General features: G+C 63.9%; 23 protein-coding genes. 15 read left to right on the forward strand and 8 right to left on the reverse strand.

Annotation, left to right across the window (positions count from 1 at the left end; genetic code table 11):
* The first annotated feature begins 21 nt into the window (after nucleotides 1–21).
* Nucleotides 22–2,010, forward strand: coding sequence for a LamG-like jellyroll fold domain-containing protein (locus ABIB57_RS17360; protein WP_354042405.1), 1,989 nt, complete (start codon nucleotides 22–24; stop codon nucleotides 2,008–2,010).
* 46 nt (nucleotides 2,011–2,056) lie between these two features.
* On the opposite strand, the gene ABIB57_RS17365 is transcribed toward ABIB57_RS17360, so the two are convergent.
* Nucleotides 2,057–2,830, reverse strand: coding sequence for a GntR family transcriptional regulator (locus tag ABIB57_RS17365; protein ID WP_354042406.1), 774 nt, complete (start codon nucleotides 2,828–2,830; stop codon nucleotides 2,057–2,059).
* Between the two features lie 114 nt (nucleotides 2,831–2,944).
* On the opposite strand from ABIB57_RS17365, the gene ABIB57_RS17370 reads away from it, so the two are divergent.
* The 3 genes from ABIB57_RS17370 to ABIB57_RS17380 all read left to right on the forward strand — a co-directional run bounded on the left by ABIB57_RS17370 (nucleotide 2,945) and on the right by ABIB57_RS17380 (nucleotide 6,742).
* A complete protein-coding gene (locus ABIB57_RS17370) occupies nucleotides 2,945–4,030 on the forward strand; it encodes an ABC transporter ATP-binding protein (protein WP_354042407.1) in 1,086 nt (361 codons plus the stop codon).
* Between the two features lie 15 nt (nucleotides 4,031–4,045).
* Nucleotides 4,046–5,080 (forward strand): L-idonate 5-dehydrogenase, encoded by a 1,035-nt coding sequence (locus ABIB57_RS17375; protein ID WP_354042409.1) that lies wholly within the window; start codon nucleotides 4,046–4,048, stop codon nucleotides 5,078–5,080.
* Between the two features lie 63 nt (nucleotides 5,081–5,143).
* Entirely contained in the window at nucleotides 5,144–6,742 is a 1,599-nt protein-coding gene (locus ABIB57_RS17380) for a glycoside hydrolase family 43 protein (RefSeq protein WP_354042410.1), read from the forward strand.
* Here ABIB57_RS17380 and ABIB57_RS17385 read toward each other — a convergent pair.
* The gene (locus ABIB57_RS17385) at nucleotides 6,711–7,799 is read right to left on the reverse strand and encodes a LacI family DNA-binding transcriptional regulator (RefSeq protein WP_354042411.1); all 1,089 of its coding nucleotides are present in this window, start codon (nucleotides 7,797–7,799) and stop codon (nucleotides 6,711–6,713) included. The two genes, ABIB57_RS17380 and ABIB57_RS17385, sit on opposite strands and share 32 nt — an antisense overlap.
* A gap of 221 nt (nucleotides 7,800–8,020) precedes the next feature.
* On the opposite strand from ABIB57_RS17385, the gene ABIB57_RS17390 reads away from it, so the two are divergent.
* The 5 genes from ABIB57_RS17390 (at nucleotide 8,021) to ABIB57_RS17410 (ending at nucleotide 14,649) form a co-directional block, all read left to right on the forward strand.
* Nucleotides 8,021–10,402 carry an alpha-L-rhamnosidase gene (locus ABIB57_RS17390; protein ID WP_354042413.1) on the forward strand — a complete coding sequence of 794 codons (2,382 nt, stop codon included), beginning with the start codon at nucleotides 8,021–8,023 and terminating at the stop codon, nucleotides 10,400–10,402.
* Nucleotides 10,403–10,458: 56 nt separating this feature from the next.
* Entirely contained in the window at nucleotides 10,459–11,757 is a 1,299-nt protein-coding gene (locus ABIB57_RS17395) for an ABC transporter substrate-binding protein (RefSeq protein WP_354042414.1), read from the forward strand.
* 78 nt (nucleotides 11,758–11,835) lie between these two features.
* On the forward strand, nucleotides 11,836–12,732 hold the full coding sequence (locus ABIB57_RS17400) for a carbohydrate ABC transporter permease (RefSeq protein WP_354042415.1): 897 nt from the start codon (nucleotides 11,836–11,838) through the stop codon (nucleotides 12,730–12,732).
* Nucleotides 12,729–13,556 carry a carbohydrate ABC transporter permease gene (locus tag ABIB57_RS17405; RefSeq protein WP_354042417.1) on the forward strand — a complete coding sequence of 276 codons (828 nt, stop codon included), beginning with the start codon at nucleotides 12,729–12,731 and terminating at the stop codon, nucleotides 13,554–13,556. The genes ABIB57_RS17400 and ABIB57_RS17405 overlap by 4 nt, the downstream gene beginning before the upstream one ends.
* Before the next feature lie 34 nt (nucleotides 13,557–13,590).
* Complete coding sequence (locus ABIB57_RS17410) at nucleotides 13,591–14,649, forward strand: ABC transporter ATP-binding protein (protein ID WP_354042418.1); 1,059 nt, start codon at nucleotides 13,591–13,593, stop codon at nucleotides 14,647–14,649.
* Here ABIB57_RS17410 and ABIB57_RS17415 read toward each other — a convergent pair.
* Nucleotides 14,623–15,966, reverse strand: a complete 1,344-nt coding sequence (locus ABIB57_RS17415; protein WP_354042419.1) for an NtaA/DmoA family FMN-dependent monooxygenase — start codon at nucleotides 15,964–15,966, stop codon at nucleotides 14,623–14,625. The genes ABIB57_RS17410 and ABIB57_RS17415 overlap by 27 nt on opposite strands.
* Nucleotides 15,967–16,292: 326 nt before the next feature.
* Nucleotides 16,293–16,697, reverse strand: coding sequence for a VOC family protein (locus ABIB57_RS17420; protein ID WP_354042421.1), 405 nt, complete (start codon nucleotides 16,695–16,697; stop codon nucleotides 16,293–16,295).
* 279 nt (nucleotides 16,698–16,976) lie between these two features.
* Between ABIB57_RS17420 and ABIB57_RS17425 the strand changes: the two genes are divergently transcribed.
* Both ABIB57_RS17425 and ABIB57_RS17430 read left to right on the forward strand, forming a co-directional pair.
* A complete protein-coding gene (locus ABIB57_RS17425) occupies nucleotides 16,977–17,192 on the forward strand; it encodes a cold-shock protein (protein ID WP_299723032.1) in 216 nt (71 codons plus the stop codon).
* A gap of 131 nt (nucleotides 17,193–17,323) precedes the next feature.
* Nucleotides 17,324–17,527, forward strand: coding sequence for a hypothetical protein (locus ABIB57_RS17430; protein WP_354042422.1), 204 nt, complete (start codon nucleotides 17,324–17,326; stop codon nucleotides 17,525–17,527).
* Here ABIB57_RS17430 and ABIB57_RS17435 read toward each other — a convergent pair.
* A complete protein-coding gene (locus tag ABIB57_RS17435; RefSeq protein WP_354042423.1) occupies nucleotides 17,524–17,985 on the reverse strand; it encodes a MarR family winged helix-turn-helix transcriptional regulator in 462 nt (153 codons plus the stop codon). The two genes, ABIB57_RS17430 and ABIB57_RS17435, sit on opposite strands and share 4 nt — an antisense overlap.
* Nucleotides 17,986–18,107: 122 nt before the next feature.
* Here ABIB57_RS17435 and ABIB57_RS17440 point away from each other — a divergent pair, with 122 nt between their 5' ends.
* The gene (locus tag ABIB57_RS17440; RefSeq protein ID WP_354042424.1) at nucleotides 18,108–19,829 is read left to right on the forward strand and encodes an MFS transporter; all 1,722 of its coding nucleotides are present in this window, start codon (nucleotides 18,108–18,110) and stop codon (nucleotides 19,827–19,829) included.
* 44 nt (nucleotides 19,830–19,873) lie between these two features.
* Here the strand turns inward: ABIB57_RS17440 and ABIB57_RS17445 are convergent, their stop codons facing one another.
* The 3 genes from ABIB57_RS17445 to ABIB57_RS17455 all read right to left on the reverse strand — a co-directional run bounded on the left by ABIB57_RS17445 (nucleotide 19,874) and on the right by ABIB57_RS17455 (nucleotide 20,984).
* Nucleotides 19,874–20,059: a hypothetical protein gene (locus ABIB57_RS17445; RefSeq protein ID WP_354042425.1), complete on the reverse strand. Its 186-nt coding sequence runs from the start codon at nucleotides 20,057–20,059 to the stop codon at nucleotides 19,874–19,876.
* Between the two features lie 35 nt (nucleotides 20,060–20,094).
* Entirely contained in the window at nucleotides 20,095–20,550 is a 456-nt protein-coding gene (locus tag ABIB57_RS17450; protein ID WP_354042426.1) for a hypothetical protein, read from the reverse strand.
* A gap of 65 nt (nucleotides 20,551–20,615) precedes the next feature.
* Nucleotides 20,616–20,984 carry a hypothetical protein gene (locus ABIB57_RS17455; protein WP_354042427.1) on the reverse strand — a complete coding sequence of 123 codons (369 nt, stop codon included), beginning with the start codon at nucleotides 20,982–20,984 and terminating at the stop codon, nucleotides 20,616–20,618.
* A 184-nt stretch (nucleotides 20,985–21,168) separates the two neighbouring features.
* Between ABIB57_RS17455 and ABIB57_RS17460 the strand changes: the two genes are divergently transcribed.
* The 3 genes from ABIB57_RS17460 to phnN all read left to right on the forward strand — a co-directional run.
* The gene (locus ABIB57_RS17460; protein ID WP_354042428.1) at nucleotides 21,169–21,873 is read left to right on the forward strand and encodes a DUF1045 domain-containing protein; all 705 of its coding nucleotides are present in this window, start codon (nucleotides 21,169–21,171) and stop codon (nucleotides 21,871–21,873) included.
* A 10-nt stretch (nucleotides 21,874–21,883) separates the two neighbouring features.
* Nucleotides 21,884–23,020 carry an alpha-D-ribose 1-methylphosphonate 5-triphosphate diphosphatase gene (locus tag ABIB57_RS17465; RefSeq protein ID WP_354042446.1) on the forward strand — a complete coding sequence of 379 codons (1,137 nt, stop codon included), beginning with the start codon at nucleotides 21,884–21,886 and terminating at the stop codon, nucleotides 23,018–23,020.
* On the forward strand, nucleotides 23,017–23,661 hold a 645-nt coding region (gene phnN, locus ABIB57_RS17470; protein ID WP_354042429.1), incomplete at its 3' end, for a phosphonate metabolism protein/1,5-bisphosphokinase (PRPP-forming) PhnN. The genes ABIB57_RS17465 and phnN, both read left to right, overlap by 4 nt.

Consider the following 23,661-nt stretch of genomic DNA (forward strand, 5'->3'; position numbering starts at 1 on the left):
CTGCTAATCCAAGGACTTTTCATGCCTCAGACCACACCTTCGGACATGGCGTTCCGCTGGAGCGCCGCCGCCGAACAGCCCGATTTCGTCCGCCACGGCCACGCCGTTCCGGCCGCCGGGCTCGACACTGCCGCAGCGCTCAACTTTGACGGCTTCTCGGCCTATGTGGCGGCGCCGCCCCCGGGCGCATTGCCCGGCGCTTTCCACGTAGCGGCCAACGTCGCCCTCGCGGCCTACCCTTGGAATGTCTGTCCCATCCTTGACGTGCTGACCCTCGAGCGCGATGGCGGCGAATCCGGCTTCAGCGTCGGCATCGATGACCGTGGCCGGCCGCGCTTTGCGCTCGTCACCCTTTCGGGCCTACATGTGGTCAATGGCGAAACCGCACTGAACCTGCACCAGTGGCATCGCTTGGTCTTCGCCTTCGAGCCGGAAGTCGCGCTCTCCATCACGCTCGATGGTGTCGAGATCGGCCGCACCAGCATTTCCGGGCGTTACCGTCCATCCGAAGCCGCCCAAGCTCTGATCGGCCGCACACGGCATGAGATCATCCCCACCGGCCCGATCCGCCCCTATGCGCATCTGCCGATCACCGTCTATTTTGACGGCCTCATCGAGGGCATAGCGGTCGGTTCCGGCCCCGCGCCTGCCACAACCGCAAAAGTTGAGGGCAGGGCCGACATCGCGCCGCGGCGCCTGCCTACCGGTCCCGCTGGCGCCGGCCGCTTCGGCGCGACTTACGAACACCTCAAATACTACGATGGCTGGGATCGCCGCTGGCGGGTCGGCGAGCATCCCGACGTCCTCGTGCGCTTCGATAAGGCCGACTATCGCGTCGTGTTCTGGCGCGGCACCAATTACATCCCCTGCTGGGTCAGCGGCGACGGCATCTGGTACACCAACGAGTTCAACGAAACCTGGGGCAATGGCGCCACCGGTTGCGCCGAGCCGATGTCGGACAAGCACTGCGCCTATTCCCATGTGCGCATCATCGAGAGCCATGATGCCCGCGTGGTGGTGCATTGGCGCTACGCGCTGGTCGACGTGCTCGACGTGCGCCCGCGTAAGGATCTGGTCAGCGGCTGGAGCGATTTCTCCGACGAAGTCTACACCATCTACCCGGACGGCTCGGCCACGCGCTCGATCACGCTGCATTCCACCCAGCCGATGGAGTCGCACGAATTCCAGGAATCCATTGTTGTGCTCGGCCCCGGCCAGCGCCCCGAGGATGTGCTGGAAATCGAACCCGTGACCCTGGCCAACATGGTGGGGCAGTCGCACACCTACTCCTGGGCCAACGGGCGACCGCGCCATCTGCCGGAGCCGGCCCGCGCCAATATCGCGATGATCAACACCAAGTCGGCGCAGCGGCCCTACATGATCGTGTCGGACGCGCCGTGCCTGACGCGTGATGATGGCGCGCAGCCGGGGCCGCTATTCCCGCCCTATTATCACGAGACGCTGAGCGAGGGTCAGAGCTTCCCCTGGTGGAATCATTGGCCGACCAGCGATATTCCCTCGGATGGACGGCGTGCCGTGGCGGCCGACCGGGCCTCGCATTCCTCGGTACTGACCGGGTCCGAATGGGCCGACTACAAGGTCACGCCCACCTCGCGGCAGCGCGTCATGCTGCATGGCCTGACGACCCGGAAGGCCGAGGACCTGGTCCCGCTGGCCGCCGCCTGGCTGTCGCCCGCGCCGATCAACGGCCTGAGCGAAGGCGCGAGCGCAGCTTTCGATCCGCTGGAGAAGGCCTACCTGCTGTCCGGCTCTGCAGAATTGTCCTTCACGCTGCAGGCCAGCGAAGCATCGCCCGTCATCAACCCGGCCTTCGTGCTGCAAGGCTGGGCGGCGGGCGCCACGGAGATGGTGATCGATGGCCAAGTGCGGCCCGAGGGCGAAAATCTGCGCGTCGGCTGGCGGCATAGCGCCGAGCGCAGCGACCTTATCGTCTGGGTGGAACTATCGGCGACGGTCCCGGTCGCCGTGAGCTTCCGGCCGCGACGTTAGCAGAGTCGGCGGCGCGGACCTCCACCCGCTCCGCCGACCTGCTCCACTAAGCGGAAAAGCGCTCGAACTCTTCCAGCAAGGGGCCCATCTCTGGGGCAAACAGTTCGGCCCGTTCCGCCATGAGATGACGGATGGTGAGGAACACGCGGTCGAGGTGGATCTTCATCGCCTGCGCGGCGCCGTACTCATCCCCGGCGCGGATCCCTTCCACGATGGCTCCATGCTCGGCCAGCACAATGGTCATGTGATTGGGCTCGGGCATCTGCAACCGGCGAACCCGGTCGAGCTGCGCCTTGGCACCGGTCACCAGCCGCCAGATGCGCTGGGACGCCCCATGCTCGCAGATGAGTTGATGCATGGCCTCGTCCTGCTCGTAGAACCGGTCATAGTCCCGTTCTTGGGCCAGCGTACGCTGTTGATGCATGTTGAGATCGAGGCGCGCGAGGAATTGCTTGTCGACGCGCCGCGCCGCAAACCGCACGACCTTCATCTCGAGTGCGTCGCGCACCAACTGGCCTTCCAGCACGTAGCGCAGGTCGATCGGGGCGACGAAAGTGCCCGCATTGGGACGCACGTCGACCAGGTTTTCGGCATGCAGTTGCAGGATGGCCTCGCGCAGCGGCGTGCGCGAAATCTGCAGCTCCTCGCAGATTTTCTTTTCGTTGATCGCCATGCCGGGCGGCATGTCCAGCGACACGATCGCCCGCCGCACCAGCTCATAGACCTGCGCAGTCTTGGGCAGCGCCTGGTTGATATCGGCAACCGAGAAGCTGATTGAGCTCGCTATGTCGGTGGCAGCGCTCAGTCTCGGCCTTGGCATGGGCGGTCTCGAACAGATGGATCAGATGCGTCACTCTATCCGGCGCGGAGAACATTGACACTACCGATATAGCAATATACCGATATATCAGTTTATTTGGCGATGGTGGCCGCAATGTCCGACCTGCAGATTTCCGGCCTCAATAAATCCTACGGCACCGTGCCGGTGCTCAAAGGCATCGATCTTTCGATCCAGTCGGGTGAGTTCGTGGTCTTCGTTGGCCCGTCCGGCTGCGGAAAATCGACGCTGCTGCGCATGATCGCGGGCCTCGAAGAGATCACCGCGGGCACAATTTCCATTGGCGGGCAGGTGGTCAACGACATGCCGCCGGCCGATCGCGCCATCGCCATGGTGTTCCAGTCCTACGCGCTCTATCCCCATATGAGCGTGCGCGACAATATGAGCTTCGGCATGCGCATGGCCAAGGCACCCAAGGCCGAGATCGACCGCCGCGTGAATGCCGCCGCCGATATGCTGCAACTCACCCCGCTGCTCGAGCGCCTGCCCAAGCAGCTTTCGGGCGGCCAGCGCCAGCGCGTCGCCATCGGCCGCGCCATCACCCGCGATCCCAAGGTGTTCCTGTTCGACGAGCCGCTCAGCAATCTCGACGCCGCTCTGCGCGTGGCGACCCGTATCGAAATCGCCCGGCTCAAGCAGTCCATGCCCGAAACGACGATGATTTACGTCACACACGACCAAGTCGAGGCCATGACGCTGGCGGATCGTATCGTGGTGATGCGCGCCGGCCAGATCGAGCAGGTCGGCACCCCGCTGGAGCTTTATCACAATCCGGCCAACCAGTTTGTCGCCGGCTTCATCGGTTCCCCGGCGATGAATTTCGTCGCGGTTACCCCCGCTGCGGGCGGCCAGGTCAAGTCCAGCTCGGGCGATCCGGTGGCTCTCCCATTTGCCTTTCAGCCATCCGGCGCGCTGATGCTCGGCGTACGGCCCGAGGATCTGGTGCTGACCACCGGCTCGGCGTTGGTGCGTGGCTCGGCATCCATCATCGAGAATCTAGGGGAGCTGGCCATTGCCTATGTAGATGTCGGCGGCGCCGAACCGCTCATCGTCAAATTGCCGGGCGACAGCGCCTTGCGGCAGGGCGATACTGTAGCGCTCCGCGCGCCGCAAAGCCGGCTGCACCTGTTTGGCGCCGATGGCAATACTCTGCGTCCCGCCAGCGCGCAGGCGGCAATTTGAACCGAAAGTAGACCTATGAAAGCCTTCGTCCTTCACGGCCAGCGGGACCTTCGCGCCGAACTGGTCCCCACCCCGATACCGGGCCCCGGCGAGGTTCTGGTGCGGGTAAGGCGGGCAGGTATCTGCGGCTCGGACATCCACTATTTCGTGCATGGCCGCGTTGGCAGCTTCGTGCCCAAGCGCCCCTTCATCCTGGGGCATGAGATTGCCGGCGAGGTGGCCGAACTCGGCCCCGGCGTCGATGCGGCACTCGGCGGCAGGCGCGTTGCGGTTGACCCGTCCATCCCCTGCGGCGCCTGCGCGTTCTGTCGCGAAGGACGCTACAACCTCTGCATCAACATGCGTTTTTACGGCTCGGCCAGCGCCGATCCCCATGTCGATGGCGGCTTTGCCGAATATGTGCTCGCCCCGGCGGCCAATTGTCATGTCCTGCCCGATGGGATCGGTTGGGCGCAAGCCGCAATGACCGAACCCTTGTCGGTCGCCGTCCATGCGGTGATGCGCTCCGGCGGCGTAGCCGGCAAAAGCGTGCTCGTCACCGGCGGTGGCGCCATCGGGCAGTTGACGGCGCTGGCGGCACGGGCATTCGGCGCCTCCACGGTGGTGCTGGCCGATATCGCCGCCTTTCCGCGGGACCTGGCGGTCCAACTCGGCGCCGACGCCAGTCTCGACGCGGCAGACCCCGACGCGGTCGGACAGGGCTTGGGCTTGGTCCCAGGCGGCTTCCACGTGGTGTTGGAAGCCTCTGGCGCGCCGCCGGCGGTTTCGCTCGCCATCGCGCTGGCGCGGCGTGGCGGAACCATCGTGCAGATCGGCACGCTCCCGGCCAAGGTCACCGCCCCGCTCAACACCATCATGGCGCGTGAACTGAGCTATGTGGGCTCGTTCCGCTTCGCCAATGTCTTCGGCATCGCTCTGGATTTGATGGCCTCGGGCCGCGTCGATGTCAGTCCGTTGGTCAACGCGGTGATGCCGCTCGACGAGATGGCGGCCGCCATGGATCGCGCCATCGGCAAGGATGGCGTCATCAAGGTCCAGGTCGAGCCATGACTCTGGGCCCGATGCGGACCCGCAGTCTCGCCCCAATCGCCTCGTGACAGCCTGAGGACCCCCATGCCACTGGTCACCAATCCTATCCTGCCGGGCTTCAATCCCGACCCGTCCATCCTGCGTGTCGGCGATGACTATTACATCGCCACCTCCACCTTCGAATGGTATCCGGGCGTGCAGATCCATCACAGCCGCGACCTGGCGAACTGGACGCTACTGACGCGGCCCCTCAACCGCAAGAGCCAGCTCGACATGCGCGGCAACCCCGATAGCTGCGGCGTGTGGGCGCCCTGCCTCAGCCATGACGGGAGAAAGTTCTGGCTGGTCTATACCGACGTCAAGCGCAAGGACGGCTCGTTCAAGGACACGCATAACTATATCGTCTGGGCCGACAAGATCGACGGGACGTGGTCCGATCCGGTCCACATCAATTCCTCCGGCTTCGACCCCAGCCTGTTCCACGACGATGACGGCCGCAAATGGTTCGTCAACATGCTGTGGGATCACCGCAGCCGGCCCAACATGTTCGCCGGCATCCGCCTGCAGGAATACGATCCGATAGCGCAGGTCCTCGTAGGACCGATGAAGACGATCTGGCACGGCACGGAGCTGGGACTGACCGAGGGCCCCCATCTCTACAAGCGCAACGGCTGGTACTATCTGCTGACCGCCGAAGGCGGCACCGGCTACGATCATGCGGTGTCGCTGGCGCGGTCGCGACAGATCGACGGTCCTTACGAGACTCATCCGCAAAAACATATCTTCACCGCCAAGGATGCCCCGCTCCATCCCCTGCAGCGCACCGGGCATGGCGATTGGGTAGAGACCCCCGATGGCCGTCACTACATTGTCCACCTGGCCGGGCGGCCCATCACCCAGAAACGGCGTTGCGTGCTGGGTCGCGAGACCACTATCCAGGAAGTCGAATGGCGTGACGACTGGCTCTGGCTCAAGGGCGGCGGGGTCTTGCCGCAGCTCGTGGTCGATCTGCCTGGCGTCCGCGACGACGCCCTGTTCTGGGCGCCGCGACGCTACGATTTCGATGCCGGCCTGCCATCCGATTTCCAATGGCTGAGGACGCCGGCGCCGGAGCGGATATTCGTCGTCGCCGAAGGCCGGCTGCGCCTGTTCGGGCGTGAATCGATCGGCTCATGGTTCGAGCAGGCGCTGGTCGCCCGGCGCCAGACCCATTTCGAGTACGACGCCGAAACCCTGGTCGATGTGTCGCCGACCGACGAGCGGGTGATGGCCGGTCTCGTGGCCTACTACCAGCGCTACAATTTCTATTATCTCGCGGTCACCGCCGATGCAGACGGCAACCACGAACTGCTGGTCATGAGTTCGGAAAGCAGTTTCCCCGATGGCAATCTGCGCTTTCCGGCCGAACCGGTCCGGCTGCCCCAGGCGGGTCCTGTTCGTCTGGCGCTATCGATCCGCAATGGAAGGCTGCAATTCTCCTACGGCCTTGGAGTCGACGGCGATCTCGTTCCGGTGGGCCCCCAGCTCGACGCCTCGCTCCTGTCCGACGAGGGTGGCGCATATGGCGTCGACGGCAGCTTTACGGGGGCTTTCGTCGGGGTCGCGGCCAATGACCTCAACGGCGCGGCCACGCCCGCCGACTTCAGCTATTTTATTTATGCGCCCCATCGGGTTGATCGCTAGGCGAGGGCGGGGTGTCACCCGCCTTGACACGCGGCGCCATCGAACTGCCGCGCGCCACGAGGCGGGGCGTCACCACAAAATGCTCGGCCTGCGTGCGGCCCTTGATGCGCTCGATCAAAAGCCGCGTCGCCTGCCGGCCGATTTCGCGGCCAAACTGGTCGACGCTGGTCAGGTTGTTCTGGGTAAAGGCGCAGGGCGCTGCATTGTCGTAGCCGATGATGCCGATATCGTCGGGCACGCGGAAACCCAGGGCGCGCACGGCGCTGAGCACTTCGAGCGCATAATAATCGGCCCAGCCGAAGATGGCGTCGGGCGGCTCCGGGCTTTCCAGCAGGGCGCGAACCGTCGCCGTCACATCGTCCAGCCCGTCATCGGCCGAGGCAATGCGGATCTCGTGCTCGGCAAAGCCCACGCCCCGCAGGGCATCGGCAAAGCCCCGTTCGCGCTTTTGCGACACGTCCGCCGACATCAGGTCGTTCCGTCCCAGCGTGATCATCGCCGGTCGCCGGTAGCCCTGCGCCAGCATGTGTTCCGCAACGATTGCCCCGCCCCGCACGTCATCGTTGTTGGCTGAGTCGAACGACTGAGCATCGGGCGCATGGTGGCCGATGACGACGATCGGAACTTCGCTGGCGATGCCTTCTAGATCGCCGGTCGCCATGCGCTGGCCGATCATGATCAGGCCATCGATCTGCCGATCCACCATGGCGTGCACGATGGCGCGTTCCACCGAGGACGACCCCCGGCCGACGCCAAACAGCGGCAGGTATTGTGTCCCGGCGAGCCCATCATCGATGCCGTCGATGAGATCGGGAAAGAACGGATTTTTCATATCGGCCATCAGCACGCCGACCGTATAGGTCTGGCCCCGCATGCCCCGAGCCGCCGAGTGCGGGCGATAGCTGAGCTTGTCCATGGACTGGCGCACCTTGAGGCGCATTGCATCGCTGACCCCATAGGCGTCGCGCAGGACTTTGGAGACCGCGGCGACCGACACGCCGGCATCCTCGGCCACGGTACGAATCGTGACCCGCTCGCTCTTTTTTCTCGGCGCCATGTTCCCGTCTGTCCTCCGGACGTCACAGTTAGCAGGGGTTGCATTCGTGGTCGATTCCCACATTTCGCCGCCCGTATTTTTTCTCTTGTGGCGAATTTGGTCCCGTGCTTAGATTGTGTAGAACGATACACGTAGAACGATACACGCGCAATGACATGCACCCGTTATGGGTGTCGCAGGAGAAGCCGGCTAACGGCTCGTCCGCTCTGGGAGGATTTCTGATGAATGACGCGTCGCCCATCCGGGCCGCAACAGCCCTGTCCGCACGTCCAAAGGTCAACTGGACGGCGCAGATGGTCCGCCCCCTGTCTGACGCAGGCGTTGAGACGCCGGCATCGTTCCTGCGCAAGAGCTTTGCCGTCGAGGGCGCCGGCAATGCCGTGCTGACCATCAGCGCGCAGGGACTGTACCGGGCTTTCATCAACGGCCAGCGCGTCGGCAATGACCTGCTGACGCCCGGCTGGACCGCCTATGACCAGCGCCTGTCCTACCAGACCTACGATGTCGGCGCACTGCTGCAGGCTGGCGATAACGTCATCGATATCTTGCTGGCCGATGGCTGGTTCCGCTCGCAGATGATGTGGGGCGAGGCGCCGATCTATAATACCTGGGGCGATACCATTGCGGCGATTGCCGAGCTGCGCGGGGGCGACGGCAAGCTGCTATTGTCCACCGATGCCACCTGGCAGAGCGGCGAACTGCCGATCCGCAAGTCGGGCATCTATTTCGGCGAAATTTACGATGCCGGTTTCACCCCGACCGTGACAGCCGGCAGCGAAGTGGTGCCGTTCGATCAGGCGCGACTGGTGGAATATGAGGCGCCGCCGGTGCGTGAGCTTGCGGCGCTGGAGCCGGTCGCCAATCACACCGACGATGCAGGCCGCCGGGTCTATGACTTTGGCCAGAACAGCGGGGGCTATGTGGCCTTCACGGTGCGCGGCCATGCCGGTGCGCGCGTCATCGTCGAGCACGCCGAAATCCTCGACAAGGACGGCCAGTTTTACAACGGCAACCTGCGCACTGCCGCCGCCCGCCTCGAATATACGCTGAGCGGCAAGGGCGACGAAACCTATCGCCCCACCTTCACCTTCCAGGGCTTCCGCTATGCCCGCGTGACCATCGAGGGGCAGGCCGAACTGGTCGATATCGTCTCGGTGCCGATCAGCTCGGTGCATGAGCTGAAGGCCGGGTTCACCTCGGGCAATGCGCTGGTCAACCGCCTGTTCCTCAATACCGTCTGGTCGCAGCGCGCCAACTTCATCGAAGTGCCCACCGATTGCCCGCAGCGCGACGAGCGCCTGGGCTGGACCGGCGACGCACAGGTGTTTGCCGGCACGGCCTGCTATCTGGGCGAGGTGCAGGGCTTCTTTCGCAAGTGGATCCGCGATGTGATGGCCGACCAGCGCGAAGATGGCGCGGTTCCCCACGTCGTGCCCGATCCCACCCGGCTAAAGCCTAAGGATTATCCGGGCTTTTACGGCTCGACCGGCTGGGGCGATGCCATCGCCATGGTGCCGTGGCAGGTCTACCTGCACTATGGCGACACCGCTTTCCTCGCCGAAACCCTGCCCGCCATGGTCAAGTGGGTCGACTTCGTCTGGTCGATCAGCAATGGCCCCATCGTCAAGCCGCCGCGCGCCTGGGGCGGTCGTGGCTTCACCTTCGGCGATTGGCTGCAGCCCAGCGGGCCCTCGGCCAAGCCGCTGCCCACCATCAGCGATGATGCGGCGGCGACCATCTACCTGTTCAAGACTTCCAGCATGGTCGCCCAGATTGCCGGCATCGTCGGCGACGAGGCCACGGCGTCCCGCATGGCCGATATCGCCGGCAAGGTGAAGGCGGCGTTCGCCGGTGAGTTCATTACTCCCAAGGGGCGCGTGGCCGGCGACGACCAGACCTCCTATGCGCTGGCCTTCGTGCATGGGCTGATCCCGCAAGAGAGCCAGGACGCCGCCAAGGCCTATTTCAGGAACGCCATCGACCGCACCGACGGCCGTATCGGCACCGGCTTTATCGGCACCCCGGCGCTGCTGCCGGCTCTGGTGCAGATAGGTGAAATCGGCCTCGCCGCCGAAGTGTTCCTGCAGGAAAACGTGCCGGGCTGGCTCTATCAGGTCCGCAAGGGCGCGACCACGATCTGGGAGCGTTGGGACGCCATCCAGGAAGACGGCTCGATCTACAATCCGCAGATGAATTCCTACAATCACTACGCCTATGGCGCCGTATGCCAGTGGCTGCTCGAGGGCGTGGCCGGGTTCCGTCCCGATGCGGCGGCTCCGGGCTTTGCCCACATCGTCTTCGAGCCGACCATCCTCGATGGTCTGTCGCCGGTGGCGGCCCATCACGATAGCCCCAATGGGCGGATCGAGGCGGGCTGGACCGTCGATGGCGACCGTATCCGCTACCGCTTCGTGGTGCCGGCCGGCGCCACCGCCACGCTGCGCCTGCGTTCGGAATACCGCGACGCAGTGCTCGATGGCGCCTCGGTGGCCTCGGGTCAGGACGTCAGTTCCGGTCCCGGCGAGCACATCGTCGATTTCACATATTCGGTGCCGCCGCGGGAGGTTCATGGCGGCCCGATGAGTCATTCACGCACGCCATGACGGGCGGCACAATCGAAGTTGCCCGGGCAAAACCGGGCCAAATGGGAGGAAACTACATGCGCTCTAGATCCACCTTCACCCTGCTTGGGGGCTTTGCCGCCGGCCTGATGCTCTCGGCAAGCTTCGTCGGCACCGCCATGGCACAGGACGTCACCCTGTCGTTCCTGGTCGACAATACCGATGCGTCTACCGTCACCGTCGCCCAGGCGCTGGCCGACGCCTTCACGGCAAAGAACCCCGGTGTCGCCATCGAGGTCGAAACCCGTCCGGGCGGCGGCGAGGGCGACAATATCGTCAAGACGCGTCTCGCCACCGGCGAAATGGCCGACGTGTTCCTCTACAATGCGGGCTCGCTGTTCCAGGCGATCAATCCGCAGCAGAACCTGATGCCGCTGACCGCCGAGCCCTTCGAGGCCAATGTCATCGACACCTTCCAGAAGACCGTTACCGCCGGCGGCGACGTCTATGGCGTGCCCTTCGCAACCGCCATGGGTGGCGGTGTGATGTACAACAAGAAGATCTATGCCGATCTGGGCCTCACCGTTCCCAAGACCTGGGACGAGTTCATGGCCAATAACGAAAAGATCAAGGCGGCCGGCAAGGTCGCGGTGATCCAGAGTTTTGCCGACACCTGGACCAGCCAGCTCTTCGTGCTCGGCGACTTCTACAACGTACTCGCCTCCGAGCCCGATTTCCCGGAGAAGTACACCGGCAACCAGGCCAAGTACGCCACCGACGCGGCGGCCATCAAGGGCTTCGAGCGGCAGGAAGCCGTGTTCAAGGCCGGCTACCTCAATGAGGATTTTGCCGCGGCCAAGTTCGATGACGCCATCCGCATGCTCGCCACCGGCGAAGGCGCTCACTATCCCATGCTCACGTTTGCGGCCGGTAGCGTGGTCACCAACTATCCGGAAAACCAGGCCGATGTCGGCTTCTTCGCCCTGCCGGGTGACGACGCCGCCCATAACGGCCTGACCGCCTGGATGCCATCGAGCCTCTACATCCCCAAGACCACCGAGCATGCCGATCAGGCCAAGGCCTTCCTCGCCTTCGTCGCCTCGACCGAAGGCTGCGACGTGCAGACTGCCGCTGTCGGCGCCACCGGTCCTTACATGATCAAGGACTGCACCCTGCCGGCCGACGTTCCGGCCGTGGTGGCTGACCTGCTGCCCTACTTCCAGCGCGATGGCGGCACCGCTCCCGCGCTCGAATTCCTCTCGCCCATCAAGGGCCCGGCGCTCGAGCAGATCACCGTTGAAGTGGGCTCTGGTATCCGCTCGGCTGCCGACGGCGCCGCGCTCTATGACGAAGACGTCAAGAAGCAGGCCCAGCAGCTCGGCCTCGCCGGCTGGTAATCTGTTAGGTTTGATCGGAAACGAGGCCCGACCCCATGGTATATGGGGCCGGGCTTCGGCGACCGGGAGGAAGAATACATGAATGAGGCGACCGCCGCCGCGCCGCGATCCAAGCGACGCACCAATTCCGCCTATCCGAGTTGGTTCTACCTGCCGGCTGCCATCATCTATGCGGCGCTGTTCCTGTTCCCCACTCTGGCTTCGCTGTTCTTCAGCCTGACGCGCTGGACCCTGTTCGACGCTACCTTCATCGGCTTCGACAATTTCGTGCAGTTTTTCCGCGAGCCCTTCCTCGTCAAGGGCCTCGTCAACACGCTGATCTATGCGGTGATGACCTCCGGCCTCAAAGTGGTGCTCGGCTTCCTGCTCGCCGTACTCCTGACCAGCCAGATCATGGCGCGCGGCTATCTGCGCTCGGTGCTGTTCTTTCCGGTGTTGGTGTCGACCGTTGGTGTCGGCATCACCTTCACCGTCATGATGCATCCCACCACCGGCGTCATCAACGAGACGCTGGGCCTGTTTGGCATCAAGGGGCCGGGGTGGCTGACCGATCCGAACCTGGCGCTGTTCTCGGTGGCTTTGGTCGACGTGTGGAAGGGCGTCGGCCTCGCCACCGTCATCTATATCGCCGGCATCGTCTCCATACCGCAGGAATATTACGAAGCCTCGCGTATCGACGGCGCCAATGCCTGGGACAATTTCTGGAACATCACCCTGCCGCTGGCCAAGCCCGCGACGGTGACGGTCATCATCCTCAGCCTGATCGGCGGCCTGCGCAGTTTCGATCTGATCTGGGCCATGACCAAGGGCGGGCCGGGCTTTACCTCCGACGTTATCGCCTCGGTGATCTACAAGCAGTACCAGGCGGGCTTTTATGGCCTATCGACCGCCGGCAACGTGGTGCTCTTCATCATGGTCGCCATCATCATCATCCCGCTTTCGGGCTTCCTCAACCGCCAGGGAGACGGAGCGTGAGCTTTCTGCGCCGCAACTGGGTCGGCCTGCTGGCCATTCTCGTTTCCACTATCGTCTTCCTCGTTCCGTTCGCCTTCATCCTGTTGACGGCGATGAAGGACAAGCGGCAGTCCTCGCTGCGCGAATTCTCGCTGCCGAATGGTTTCCACCTCTGGGACAACCTCGTCGAGGTGATCCAGACCCGCAATTACATGCTGCTGACCGCCTTCGTGAACAGCGCTATCCTGACCGTGGCCAGCGTGACGCTGCTGGTGATCTTCGCCGCCATGGTGGGCTTCGTTTTGCAGCGCAAACCATCAAGGTGGACCGGGCTGGTCAATTTCCTGGTGCTGGCCGGGCTGATCATTCCACCTGCGGTGGTGCCCACAATCTGGGTGCTGCAGGGGCTGGGCATGTTCAAGACCCTGCACGGCCTGATCTTCATCGAAGTGGCCTATGGGCTCAGCTTCTGCGTGCTGCTGTTCAAGGCCTTCGTCGCCACCATTCCGCGCGAGCTGGACGAGGCCGCGATCATCGATGGAGCCAGCCCATTGCGGCTGTTTTTCGAGATCGTGCTGCCGCTGCTGCGGCCCGTGGTGATTACCGTGATCCTGGTGCAATCGGTGGCGATCTTCAACGATTTCACCAACCCGCTCTATTACCTGCCGGGCACCAAGAACGTGACCGTGCAACTGACGCTCTACAATTTCCAGAGCCAGTACAACACGTCCTACAACCTGCTGTTCACCAATATCCTGCTCATCACCATTCCGCCGCTGATCGCCTTCCTGTTCTTCAACCGCCAGATAGTGGCGGGCATGACGGCCGGCGCGGTGAAGGGATGAGCATGCCAAAATTCCCGCAAGGAGAGACCACCCCATGGCTTCGGTAACAATCGCGGATGTGCGCAAGGCCTATGGCACCGCCCAGGTGTTGCACGGCATCAATATCGATGTCGCCGATGGCGAGTTCGTCACCCTGGTCGGCCCCTCGGGCTGCGGCAAGTCCACGCTGCTGCGCATGATCGCGGGGCTGGAAGATATAACCAGCGGCGAGATCAGCATTGGCGACCAGACGGTGAACGAGCTGCCGCCCAAGGCGCGCGACATCGCCATGGTGTTCCAGAATTACGCGCTCTATCCGCATATGACCGTCGCCCAGAACATGGGCTACTCGATGAAGCTGCGCCGCGCCAGCAAGGAAGAAACCGCCAAGGCGGTGGGCGAGGCAGCGCGCATCCTCGATCTGGAACCGCTGTTGCAGCGCTTCCCCAAACAGCTTTCGGGCGGTCAGCGTCAGCGCGTCGCCATGGGCCGCGCCATCGTGCGCGATCCAAAAGTGTTCCTGTTCGACGAGCCGCTATCCAATCTCGATGCCAAGCTGCGCGTGCAGATGCGCGCCGAAATCAAGGAACTGCACCAGAGGCTGCAGACCACCATCATCTATGTGACGCACGACCAGGTCGAGGCCATGACCATGGCGGACCGCATCGTCGTCATGCGCGATGGGCGCGTGGAGCAGATCGGCCGCCCGCTCGACCTCTATGACAACCCGGCCAACAAGTTCGTTGCTGGCTTTATTGGCAGCCCAGCGATGAACTTCATCGATGGTAAAGTGACCGATGGCCTGTTCCTGACCGCCGATGGCACTAGCCTGCCGCTGCCTGCCACGTCAAAAGCCGCCGAGGGCACTGCCGTCACCTACGGCATCCGGCCCGAGCATTTCCGCGTCGATCCCAACGGCTTTGCCGTCCGGGTGCAGGTGGTCGAGCCGATGGGCTCGGAAACCCAGATTGTCGTCCGCCTCGGCAGCAAGGACCTCACCTGCCTGTTCCGTGAGCGCGTCGCGCCCCGGCCGGGCGAGACGCTGACGCTGGCAGTTGATCCCGACCAGGTCCGCCTGTTCGATGCCTCAAGCGGCGCCGCGCTTCAGGCCTGACGACGCCGCTTCCGCCGGCGGCAAGGGCAGGCCATAGCGCTCGCGCACCGTATCGCCGGCATAGTCCCGGCGATAGACGCCGCGGTCCTGCAGGATCGGCACGACCTTGTCGACGAACAGCTCGATATCGTCCGGCGCCCGCGGTGGCTGAATCGTATAGCCGTCCACCGTGCCGTCGGCCCACAGGTCGATCAGTCCGTCGGCAATCTCCTCCGGCGTGCCCAGCAGCAGCCGGTGCGCACCCTCCGAGCGCCGGACCGCCTGGCGCGCCGTCAGCTTCTCGTGGCCCAGCAGGTCCGACAGGCCAAGGCCCATGCCCACGGCCAATTGCCGGTTGGGGTCCGGCACGAACCGCTCGGCATCGAGCACCGCGTCGGGATCGAATGTCGCCAGATCGAACCCGTGATCGGTCGCGAACCGCTTGAGCAGCCCATCTTCCGAGCCTGCGCCGCTGAACAGCTCGTGCTTGCGCAGCGCCTCCTCACGGCTATCGGCGATGATCGGCACCAGCCCCGGTACGATCTTGATGCTCGACGGATCGCGCCCATAGGTCGCCGCCCGATCGCGCACCTTCTTGCCGAAGGCCTGCCCGGCCGAGCGCGACAGCACGTTGCAATAAATGATCTCGCCATGCCGGGCTGCGAGGTCAATGCCGCCCTCCGAGGCGCCGGCCTGCGCAATCACCGGATGCCCCTGCGGCCCGCGCGGCACGTTGAGCGCCCCCTTCACCGAGTAGAACGCGCCCTCATGCTCGATGGGGTGGGCGCTGCTGGCGTCCCAGAACAGTTCGGGCGGCACCTCGCCCTCGCGGTCCTCGTCCCAGCTGTTCCACAGCGCCTTGCACACATCCAGGAATTCCTGCGCCTTGGCGTAGCGCTCGCTGCGCGGCGGCAGCGGCGCATTGCCGAAATTGGCGGCGACCGCGGGGTTGAACGACGACACTATATTGATGATCAGCCGCCCGCCCGAGGTAATGTCCACGCTCTGCGTGCGGCGGGCGAAATTATAGGGCGAATTGTAGGTCGAGGAGGCCGTCACCACCACGCCGATATCGGGCACCTGCGCGGTCAGCACCGCGGACAGGATCAGCGGATCGAGCGTGTGAAACGGCCGCCCCTTGGGGTCGGTCATCAGCGCCGGGTGATCCGAGAAGAACACCGCGTCGAACCGGCCGCGGTGGGCAAGCTGCGTCAGCCGCGTATAGTAGGCCGGATCGTTGATGTCCGCCCGGCTGCCACTGCGATAGCGCCAGGCATTGCCCAGATAGCCGGTGGTGTTGATGCCGACATTGAGATTGAGGCTACGCTGGAAAGTCATGGCACGCTCTTGGCTGATTTGGCGAAGGAGCGGCCTGCGCCGCATCGGACGCATCGGACGCATCAAATTATTTAGTCTACCAACTTACTCAATATACAGCGAGGGTTCGCTTTTGCCCGGACGATGGACTATGGCGGAAAACTATTCCGCCTGCCGGCGCGTGCCCACATGGCCCGGCAAGACGTAGGTTATGTGGACCGTTGCGTCAGGCCGGAGCGAAAATGGTGACTTTCGAGTACCGGAGCGCAGCGTACCTTGGTACGTGAGCACCGCAAGCGCAGGAAACCGTCCTTTGCGGCCCGGCATCATCAAACTGGCCACACGACCTAGCGTGGGTCCCAGGCGAACTCGATCCGGCACCCGCCCGGCTCGCGGATCATGCAATGGATTTTGGGGCCACCGCCCGATGGCTCGGGCGAAAATTCGACCGTGACGCCGTCCCAGTCCGACACCAGGGAGAATAGCGTCTCCAACTGTGCCAGGCTCGCCAGCTTCAACGCCAGATGATGCAGGCCCACATTATGTTGCCGGTCGAAGGGCACGAACATGCCGCCATCGGCAACCTGCCACAGCGTAATCCGGCTTGTCCCGTCGCTGACGAAGGCTGCGGGATAATCCGGCTTGCCCCCGATCAAGTTCCAGCCCAGGCAGCCGGTGAAGAACGCTACCGACGCCTGCAAATCCGAGACCGTCAGCCCCACGTGATCGATGCCGATCGTCAAAGCGCCCATTGCCGCCTCCCCTGTTTGCCTGCCATTTCAGCGCATTGGCCGCCCGAGGCAAGGGGAATGTCGCATCGCTACCACAGCCCGTTTCTGCAAGCGCCTTTACTTCGCCGCAAAAGGGGCAGATAAGCATCCCTACGTTTTCAGCCATCGTCGGCTGCCTGATTGCCGGTTCGCCGGCCCCCTGGCTCCCTTCTTTACTTTGCGAACGTTTAGACCCCTTTGGCATGTTGCCATTGGACACTCGCTCGTTCGCTTCTGCTTCGGGCTATCAGGATTAAAATCATGGCCACCATCAACGGTACCGTCAAGTTCTTCAACACCACCAAGGGCTTCGGCTTCATTTCGCCTGAAGGCGGCGACAAGGACGCATTCGTCCACATCTCCGCCGTCGAGCGTTCGGGCCTGCAGGGCCTGTATGAAGGCGACAAGGTCACCTACGAACTCGAGACCGGCCGCGACGGCAAGATCTCGGCAACCAACCTGACCCTCGTTCAGTAAATACGAGACGCCGCGCTTTTCAGCGCCGGCACATTGAACAAGAACGGCGCCTTCGGGCGCCGTTTGCATTTGGTCTTCTGGGAACCAACGGCTCGGGCTAGTGTTGCTCCGGCGATAACCCGGAGCCCATCGTGAGCGATCTCAGCCCGATACCCGATCTCGACGAAGACCTCATCAGTGGCCTCGATCGCTTCATTGCCCATCGCGCCCAGGACGGCGCCGGCCATCTGAGCCGCAATGACGCCATCAACGCCATCCTGCGCGAATGGCTCACCGAACAGGGCCATATCGAGCGCCAGCCCGACGATCCCGAAGACCTGGAAGACCCCAGTTAGCTCGGCTCTGTGCCCTCATCGTCCCGGGCCGCGGCGGCCCTGACGGCAGCAAACACCTTGAGCGCCGCCTCGATCTCCGCCGTGCTGAGCCCTTCGAAAGTCTGCAGCCGGAACGCGGCCAGCTCGACCTCGATTTCCTTGAGCTTGATCGCGCCCGCCTCCGTCAGGTCCAGCAGATTGGCCCGCCTGTCCGTCGGGTCGGGCACCCGCACCACCAGCCCCGCAGCCTGCAATTCATCCAGAATGCGCACCAGCGAGGCGCCTTCCATGCCGCAATATTCCGCCAGCACGTTCTGGCGCACCTTGCCACCCAGCCGCCCGATCCACAGCAGCGGCCCGGCACCGGCCTCGGCTACCCCATAGCGGGCAACCTGTTCCCGGGCCAGCTTGCGCCACAGTCGGGCAGCCACGACCATGTCGGCGGTAAAAATGCGCAGCAGCTCTGCAAAATCGCTCATGTTAATTAGTTAGCATCCTAGCTATATACAGTGTCACGTTATCATACCGACGCACGTCCGCGGCTGCCATCACAAGGATAGAACGGCCCGACCGGACGCGACACGCCATCCATGTTGAAATCATGTCGAACCCAGATACAAGTGCCGCCCATGGCGATCGCCACAAGTGGATCGTGCTGAGCAATACCACGCTTGGCGTCTTTGCCGCTTCGGTCACCGGATCCATCATCCTCATCAGCCTGCCGGCCATCTTTCGCGGCATCGGCCTGCAGCCGCTCGATCCCGGCAATACCAATACCCTGCTCTGGACCATCATGGGCTATATGGTGGCCACAGCGGTGCTGGTCGTCACCTTCGGGCGGCTCGGCGACATCTACGGCCGCGCCAAGATCTACAATTTGGGCTTCCTGATTTTCACCCTGGCGTCGATCGCGCTGAGCTTCATGCCCACCGGCGATTTCGCCGCCAGCTATCTCGTCTGGATGCGTATCATCCAGGGTATTGGCGGCGCCATGCTCACCGCCACCTCCACCGCCATCCTGGTCGATGCCTTTCCGCCCCATCAGCGGGGTCTGGCGCTCGGCATCAACACCATGGCCATCATCGGGGGCCAGTTTATCGGCCTGATCGCGGGCGGCCTGTTGGCCGATATCAACTGGCGGCTGATCTTCTGGGTCAATGTCCCCGTTGGCGTCATCGGCACCATCTGGGGTTTCCTTAGCCTGCGCGACAAAGCCGCGCCGCAAAAGCGCGGTGGGCTCGATTGGTGGGGCAATATTACCTTCGCCATCGGCCTCGTGCTGGTCCTTGTCGGGGTCAATGACGGCATTCAACCCCATGGTGCCGACCTGATGGCCTGGGGCAGCCCCAAAGTGCTGGCCGAATTGCTGATCGGCATCGCCTTCCTCGTGGCCTTCTACGTCATCGAGCGCCGCGTCAAGCGGCCCATGTTCGATCTCAACCTCTTGCTCATCCGCCCCTTCGCCGCCGGCATTTCGGCCAGCCTCCTCACTTCCATTGCCCGGGGTGGGCTGCAGTTCATGCTGATCATCTGGTTGCAGGGCATCTGGCTGCCGCTGCACGGCTATAGCTTTGAATCCACCCCGCTGTGGGCCGGCATCTTCATGCTGCCACTGACCGTTGGCGTGCTGCTGTCGGGTCCTGCCGCCGGCATCCTGTCGGACCGCTATGGCTCCCACCGCTTCGCTGCCGGCGGCATGGTGCTGGGCGCCGCCACTTTCCTCGGCCTGATGCTGCTGGGCGCCGATTTCCCTTATCCGGTGTTCGCCGCATTGCTCTTCGTCAATGGCGTGGCCTCAGGCCTGTTCAGCGCGCCAAACGGCACGCAAATCATGAATGCGGTTCCAGCTTCCGAGCGTGGCCAGGCTTCGGGCGTGCGCGCCACCACCATGAATGCGGGGCAGGTGCTCTCCATCGGCGTGTTCTTCACGCTGATGATCATCGGCCTCGCCTGGAGCCTGCCAGCGGTGATGGAATCCCGCCTCATCGCCCAGGGATTGCCCGCCGATGTGGCCGCACAGGTTGCCTCGGCCCCGCCGGTCGCCAGCCTCTTCGCGGCTTTCTTAGGCTATAATCCGATGGGCGAACTGATCCCCGCCGCCGCGCTCCACGCGCTGTCGGCCGATCAGGTGGCGGTCATCACTGGCCAGCATTTCTTCCCCGAATTGCTGTCGGGCCCGTTCATGGTCGGCATCAAAATCGCCTTCTCGATCTCGCTGGTGCTGTACCTCGCCACGGCTTGGGCCTCGTGGTGGGGCGGTTCGACCCGCAAGCAGGAAGTCGCCGAAGAACGCCGCATGGTCGTGACCGAACAGGCCGCCTGACAATCGGGCCGGCGGGGCTCAGCCCGCCGGTCTCTTATCGATTGTTATCGGCGGCGCCGCAGTGTCAACATGGCCAGCAACGCAAAAACCACGCTGGGCACGATCCACAGCGCTCCGCCGGCAATCAGATTGGTCCCATCCGGCATAACGCAACTCGATGCCGCTGCCTCGATACAGTCGCGGTGAAACCAGTAACGCGTCAGGAACAGCCAGAAGAATCCGGCCGCCATGATGGACATCAACGCCGTGGGAACAAACCGCCTGGCTAATCCGTCGTGCAGCTGACGGCGCCGTTCACCCTGATGTTCTGCGGCACGCCGTTCACCTCCACGCCCGCGTCGTAAATGTCCAGGACATAAGTGCCCACATAGCTGCCTTCGTCGACCGCTTGGGTCTTGATCATCAGATCCGCGTAGCCATACGGCCCGTTACCCCGGTGCGGCACCGAGATTTCGAAATACACCACGTCGCGGTCGATCCATATCTGGTTGGGATTCTCCCGCGCAAAATGCAATTGCCGCAGGTCGGGGGCGACGTTCGCAATCTGTGCCACCAGCTCGCCAGCGATGTCCAATATTCCCGCCCCGAAATCGCGTCCCATGCTGATGGACAGCTCGAACCGCGCCGGTCCCGCCCCCGAATTGCAGGACACGCCGCCACTGGCAAAAGCCGGCGCGGCGCCAAGAACGATGATCAGGCTGGCGAGAACGGGCAGGCGCATGAAATCTCCCAAGGGTTAGTCCGGACGGGAGCACGGTCATCCGACAGCGCTCCCGTCCTGATCGTTTACTCGCCGGCTGGCAGTGTCACGGGCCATTCGGCCTGGTAAGGCTCGATGCGCACGGCGTCATTGGCCATGATGGAAATCCAGTTGGTCGGCGCTTCGATCAGCTCGCCCGCATCATTGCGCGATACCACATACTGCCAGGCGGCCAGTTCGCCGCTCGCCACCAGCATCTTGCCGACGATACCGGCATTGAGCCCGCCTGCTGCGGTCAACTGGCTCTCGGTCAGCCCGATGATGACATCGTCCTTGTCGGCAGTGACGACCTTGAACAGCACCATGTCGCTATCGGCAGCGAAGGCGCTCGAGGCACCGGTCAGCAGCATGGCGGCAAGAGTGGCGCCGAGGACGACGCGACGGGACAGTTTCATTTGAATTCTCCATGAATGCGGCGTGATCGCCGCTTGGCCGCCTTGCTAATGGGGGCAGCCTTCATGTTGCCTGAGCGCCGCGTTCATCGCCCTTTCATCTGCCGGGCGACAGGAGCGACGGCCAATTCGCTCTACTGTCACATAAATCAGCTAGCGGCTGCGGATCGACTCAACGGACGCCCCCATGCGCTGCGCCATCTGCTTCACCCCGCCGGCCGACGATGCCTTGACGATCGCGGCCGCGCGGTGGCTGCGGCGCGATCCCTATACGGGCGCGCGCATCGCCTGGCCGGTCGAGGGCCTGGTGGAAACCGACCATGCTTTCCTGACCGCCGCGCCCCGCCGTATCGGCTTTCACGGCTCGCTCAAGGCTCCGTTCCGCATCGCCATCGAGCACGAACTGAGCGACGTGCAGACGGCGCTCGCCAAATTCTGCCGCCGCGTCCCGCCCATCACGGTTGACGCCATGCGCATCGTCCTGATCGAGAACTTTTTTGCGCTGGTCCCCACCGAGCCGAACCCCGAGCTGCATGAACTCGCGACCGATTTCGTCACCGTGTTCGACCAATACCGCAGCCCCACCTCCGATCTCGACCTGGCGCGCGGCGATATCGGCCGCCTCAATGGCCGTCAGTTCGCCAACCTGATGGCCTGGGGTCATCCCTATGTGCTGGACCAGTTCCGCTTCCACATGACCCTGACCGGCCCCATCGACGAGCTGGAGCGCGACTATGTCGCCCAAATGCTGCGCCGCCATTTCGGCACCCTTGCCGATGAACCGCTTTGCATTTCCCAGGTAGCGCTGTTCGTCGAACCGGAGCCTAATGCGCCCTTCCTGATCGATTCCATCCACCGCTTCACCGCCCAACAACAACGCAAGACTGCCTGATCCCATGACCCTGACTGCTGAAACCGTGCTTACCAATGCCCGCATTGTCCTGGCCGACGACGTCATCACCGGCTCGATCGTGCTGCGGAACGGAAAGATCGTCGAAATCGGCGATAGCTCCGCCACGGGTGAGGATATGGATGGCGATTACATCATCCCGGGCCTCGTCGAACTGCATACCGATCATCTGGAAAACCACTACGCGCCGCGCCCCCGTGTGCGCTGGAACCCCATCGCTTCGGTGCAGGCGCATGACGCCCAGGTCGCCGCCTCCGGCATCACCACCGTGTTCGATGCCCTGCGTGTCGGCACCGACGAGCAGGCCGATATGGGCAGCGCCGAAATGCGGGTGCTGGCCGAGGCGATCACCGCCGGCAAGGCCGCCAATAGGCTGCGCGCCGATCACTTCATTCATCTGCGTTGCGAGGTCTCGGCCCCCGATTGCCTCGAGAACTTCACCGCCCTGCAGCACGATCCACTGGTGCGCCTGGCCTCGCTGATGGACCACGCCCCCAACCAGCGCCAGTTCGCCAGCTTCGACGCCTACAAAATCTACTATCAGGGCAAGCTCAAGATGAGCGACGCCGCCCTTGCCGAATTCTCGGCCCGCCGCACCCACGATTCCGAGACCTATGCGGCCCCCCATCGCGCCGCCATCGCCGCATTCTGCCGCGACAACGGCATCGTGCTGGCCAGCCACGACGACGCTACGCTCGGCCATGTCGATGAAGCCATCGCGCAGGGCATCGACGTCGCCGAATTCCCCACCACGATCGAAGCCGCTCGCGCCTCCCACGATGCCGGCCTCGCCGTGCTGATGGGCGCGCCCAATGTCGTGCGCGGCTCCTCCCATTCGGGCAATGTCTCGGCCCGCACGCTCGCCGAAGCCGGCATCCTCGATATCCTCTCCTCCGATTACATCCCCTTCAGCCTGATCCAGGCCGCCTTCACGCTGGGCGACTCGGTGGATTCCATCTCGCTGCCCCACGCCGTCCGTCTCGTCACCAAGCATCCGGCGACCGCTGGCGGCCTCGACGATCGCGGCGAAATCGCCGCCGGCAAGCGCGCCGACCTGGTGCGCGTCCGGCTCGATGACAGCATCCCCATCGTGCGCACCGTCTGGCGCGAAGGCCAGCGCGTCATATGAGCGGGGTTTTCGTCGCCATTGTCGGCCCCAGTGGCTCGGGCAAGGACACGCTGATCAATTTTGCCCGCGAGCGTCTTGCCGACCGGGCCGAATTCGTCTTCGTCCGCCGCGTCGTCACCCGCCCTGCCGATCGCAAGAGCGAGGATCATGACAGCCTGAGCGAGACCGAATTCGCCGCGCTGGAACGTTCCGGTGGCTTTGCGCTGGCCTGGCCCGCCCACGGCCTGCGCTACGGCCTGCCGGCCTCCATCGATGCCGATATCGATGCGGGCAGGGTGGTGATCGCCAATGTCTCGCGCCAGATCGTCGGCGAGATCGAACGGCGCTACGCGCGCACGACGGTCGTGGCGCTCTCGGCCAGCCCCGACATCATCGCCCAACGCCTCGCCGCCCGTGGCCGCGAAGACGCACAGGCCATCACCGCCCGCCTCGCCCGCATGGTCGACGCTGATGCGCTCGGCCCCACCACGGTCCGCCTCGACAATTCCGGGCCCTTAGTCATTGCCGGCGAACGCCTCGTGGACATTTTGCAGGAAGCGGCGCAGCGGGCAAATCAATCGGGTTCGGGCGACAACAAATCATCCGGCGGAAGCGCGTCCAAAAATGGCAATTCGGGCGGCGGCAACAAGTCGTCTGGAGGC

This window comes from Devosia sp. UYZn731 (assembly GCF_040546795.1).
Classification (GTDB): domain Bacteria; phylum Pseudomonadota; class Alphaproteobacteria; order Rhizobiales; family Devosiaceae; genus Devosia.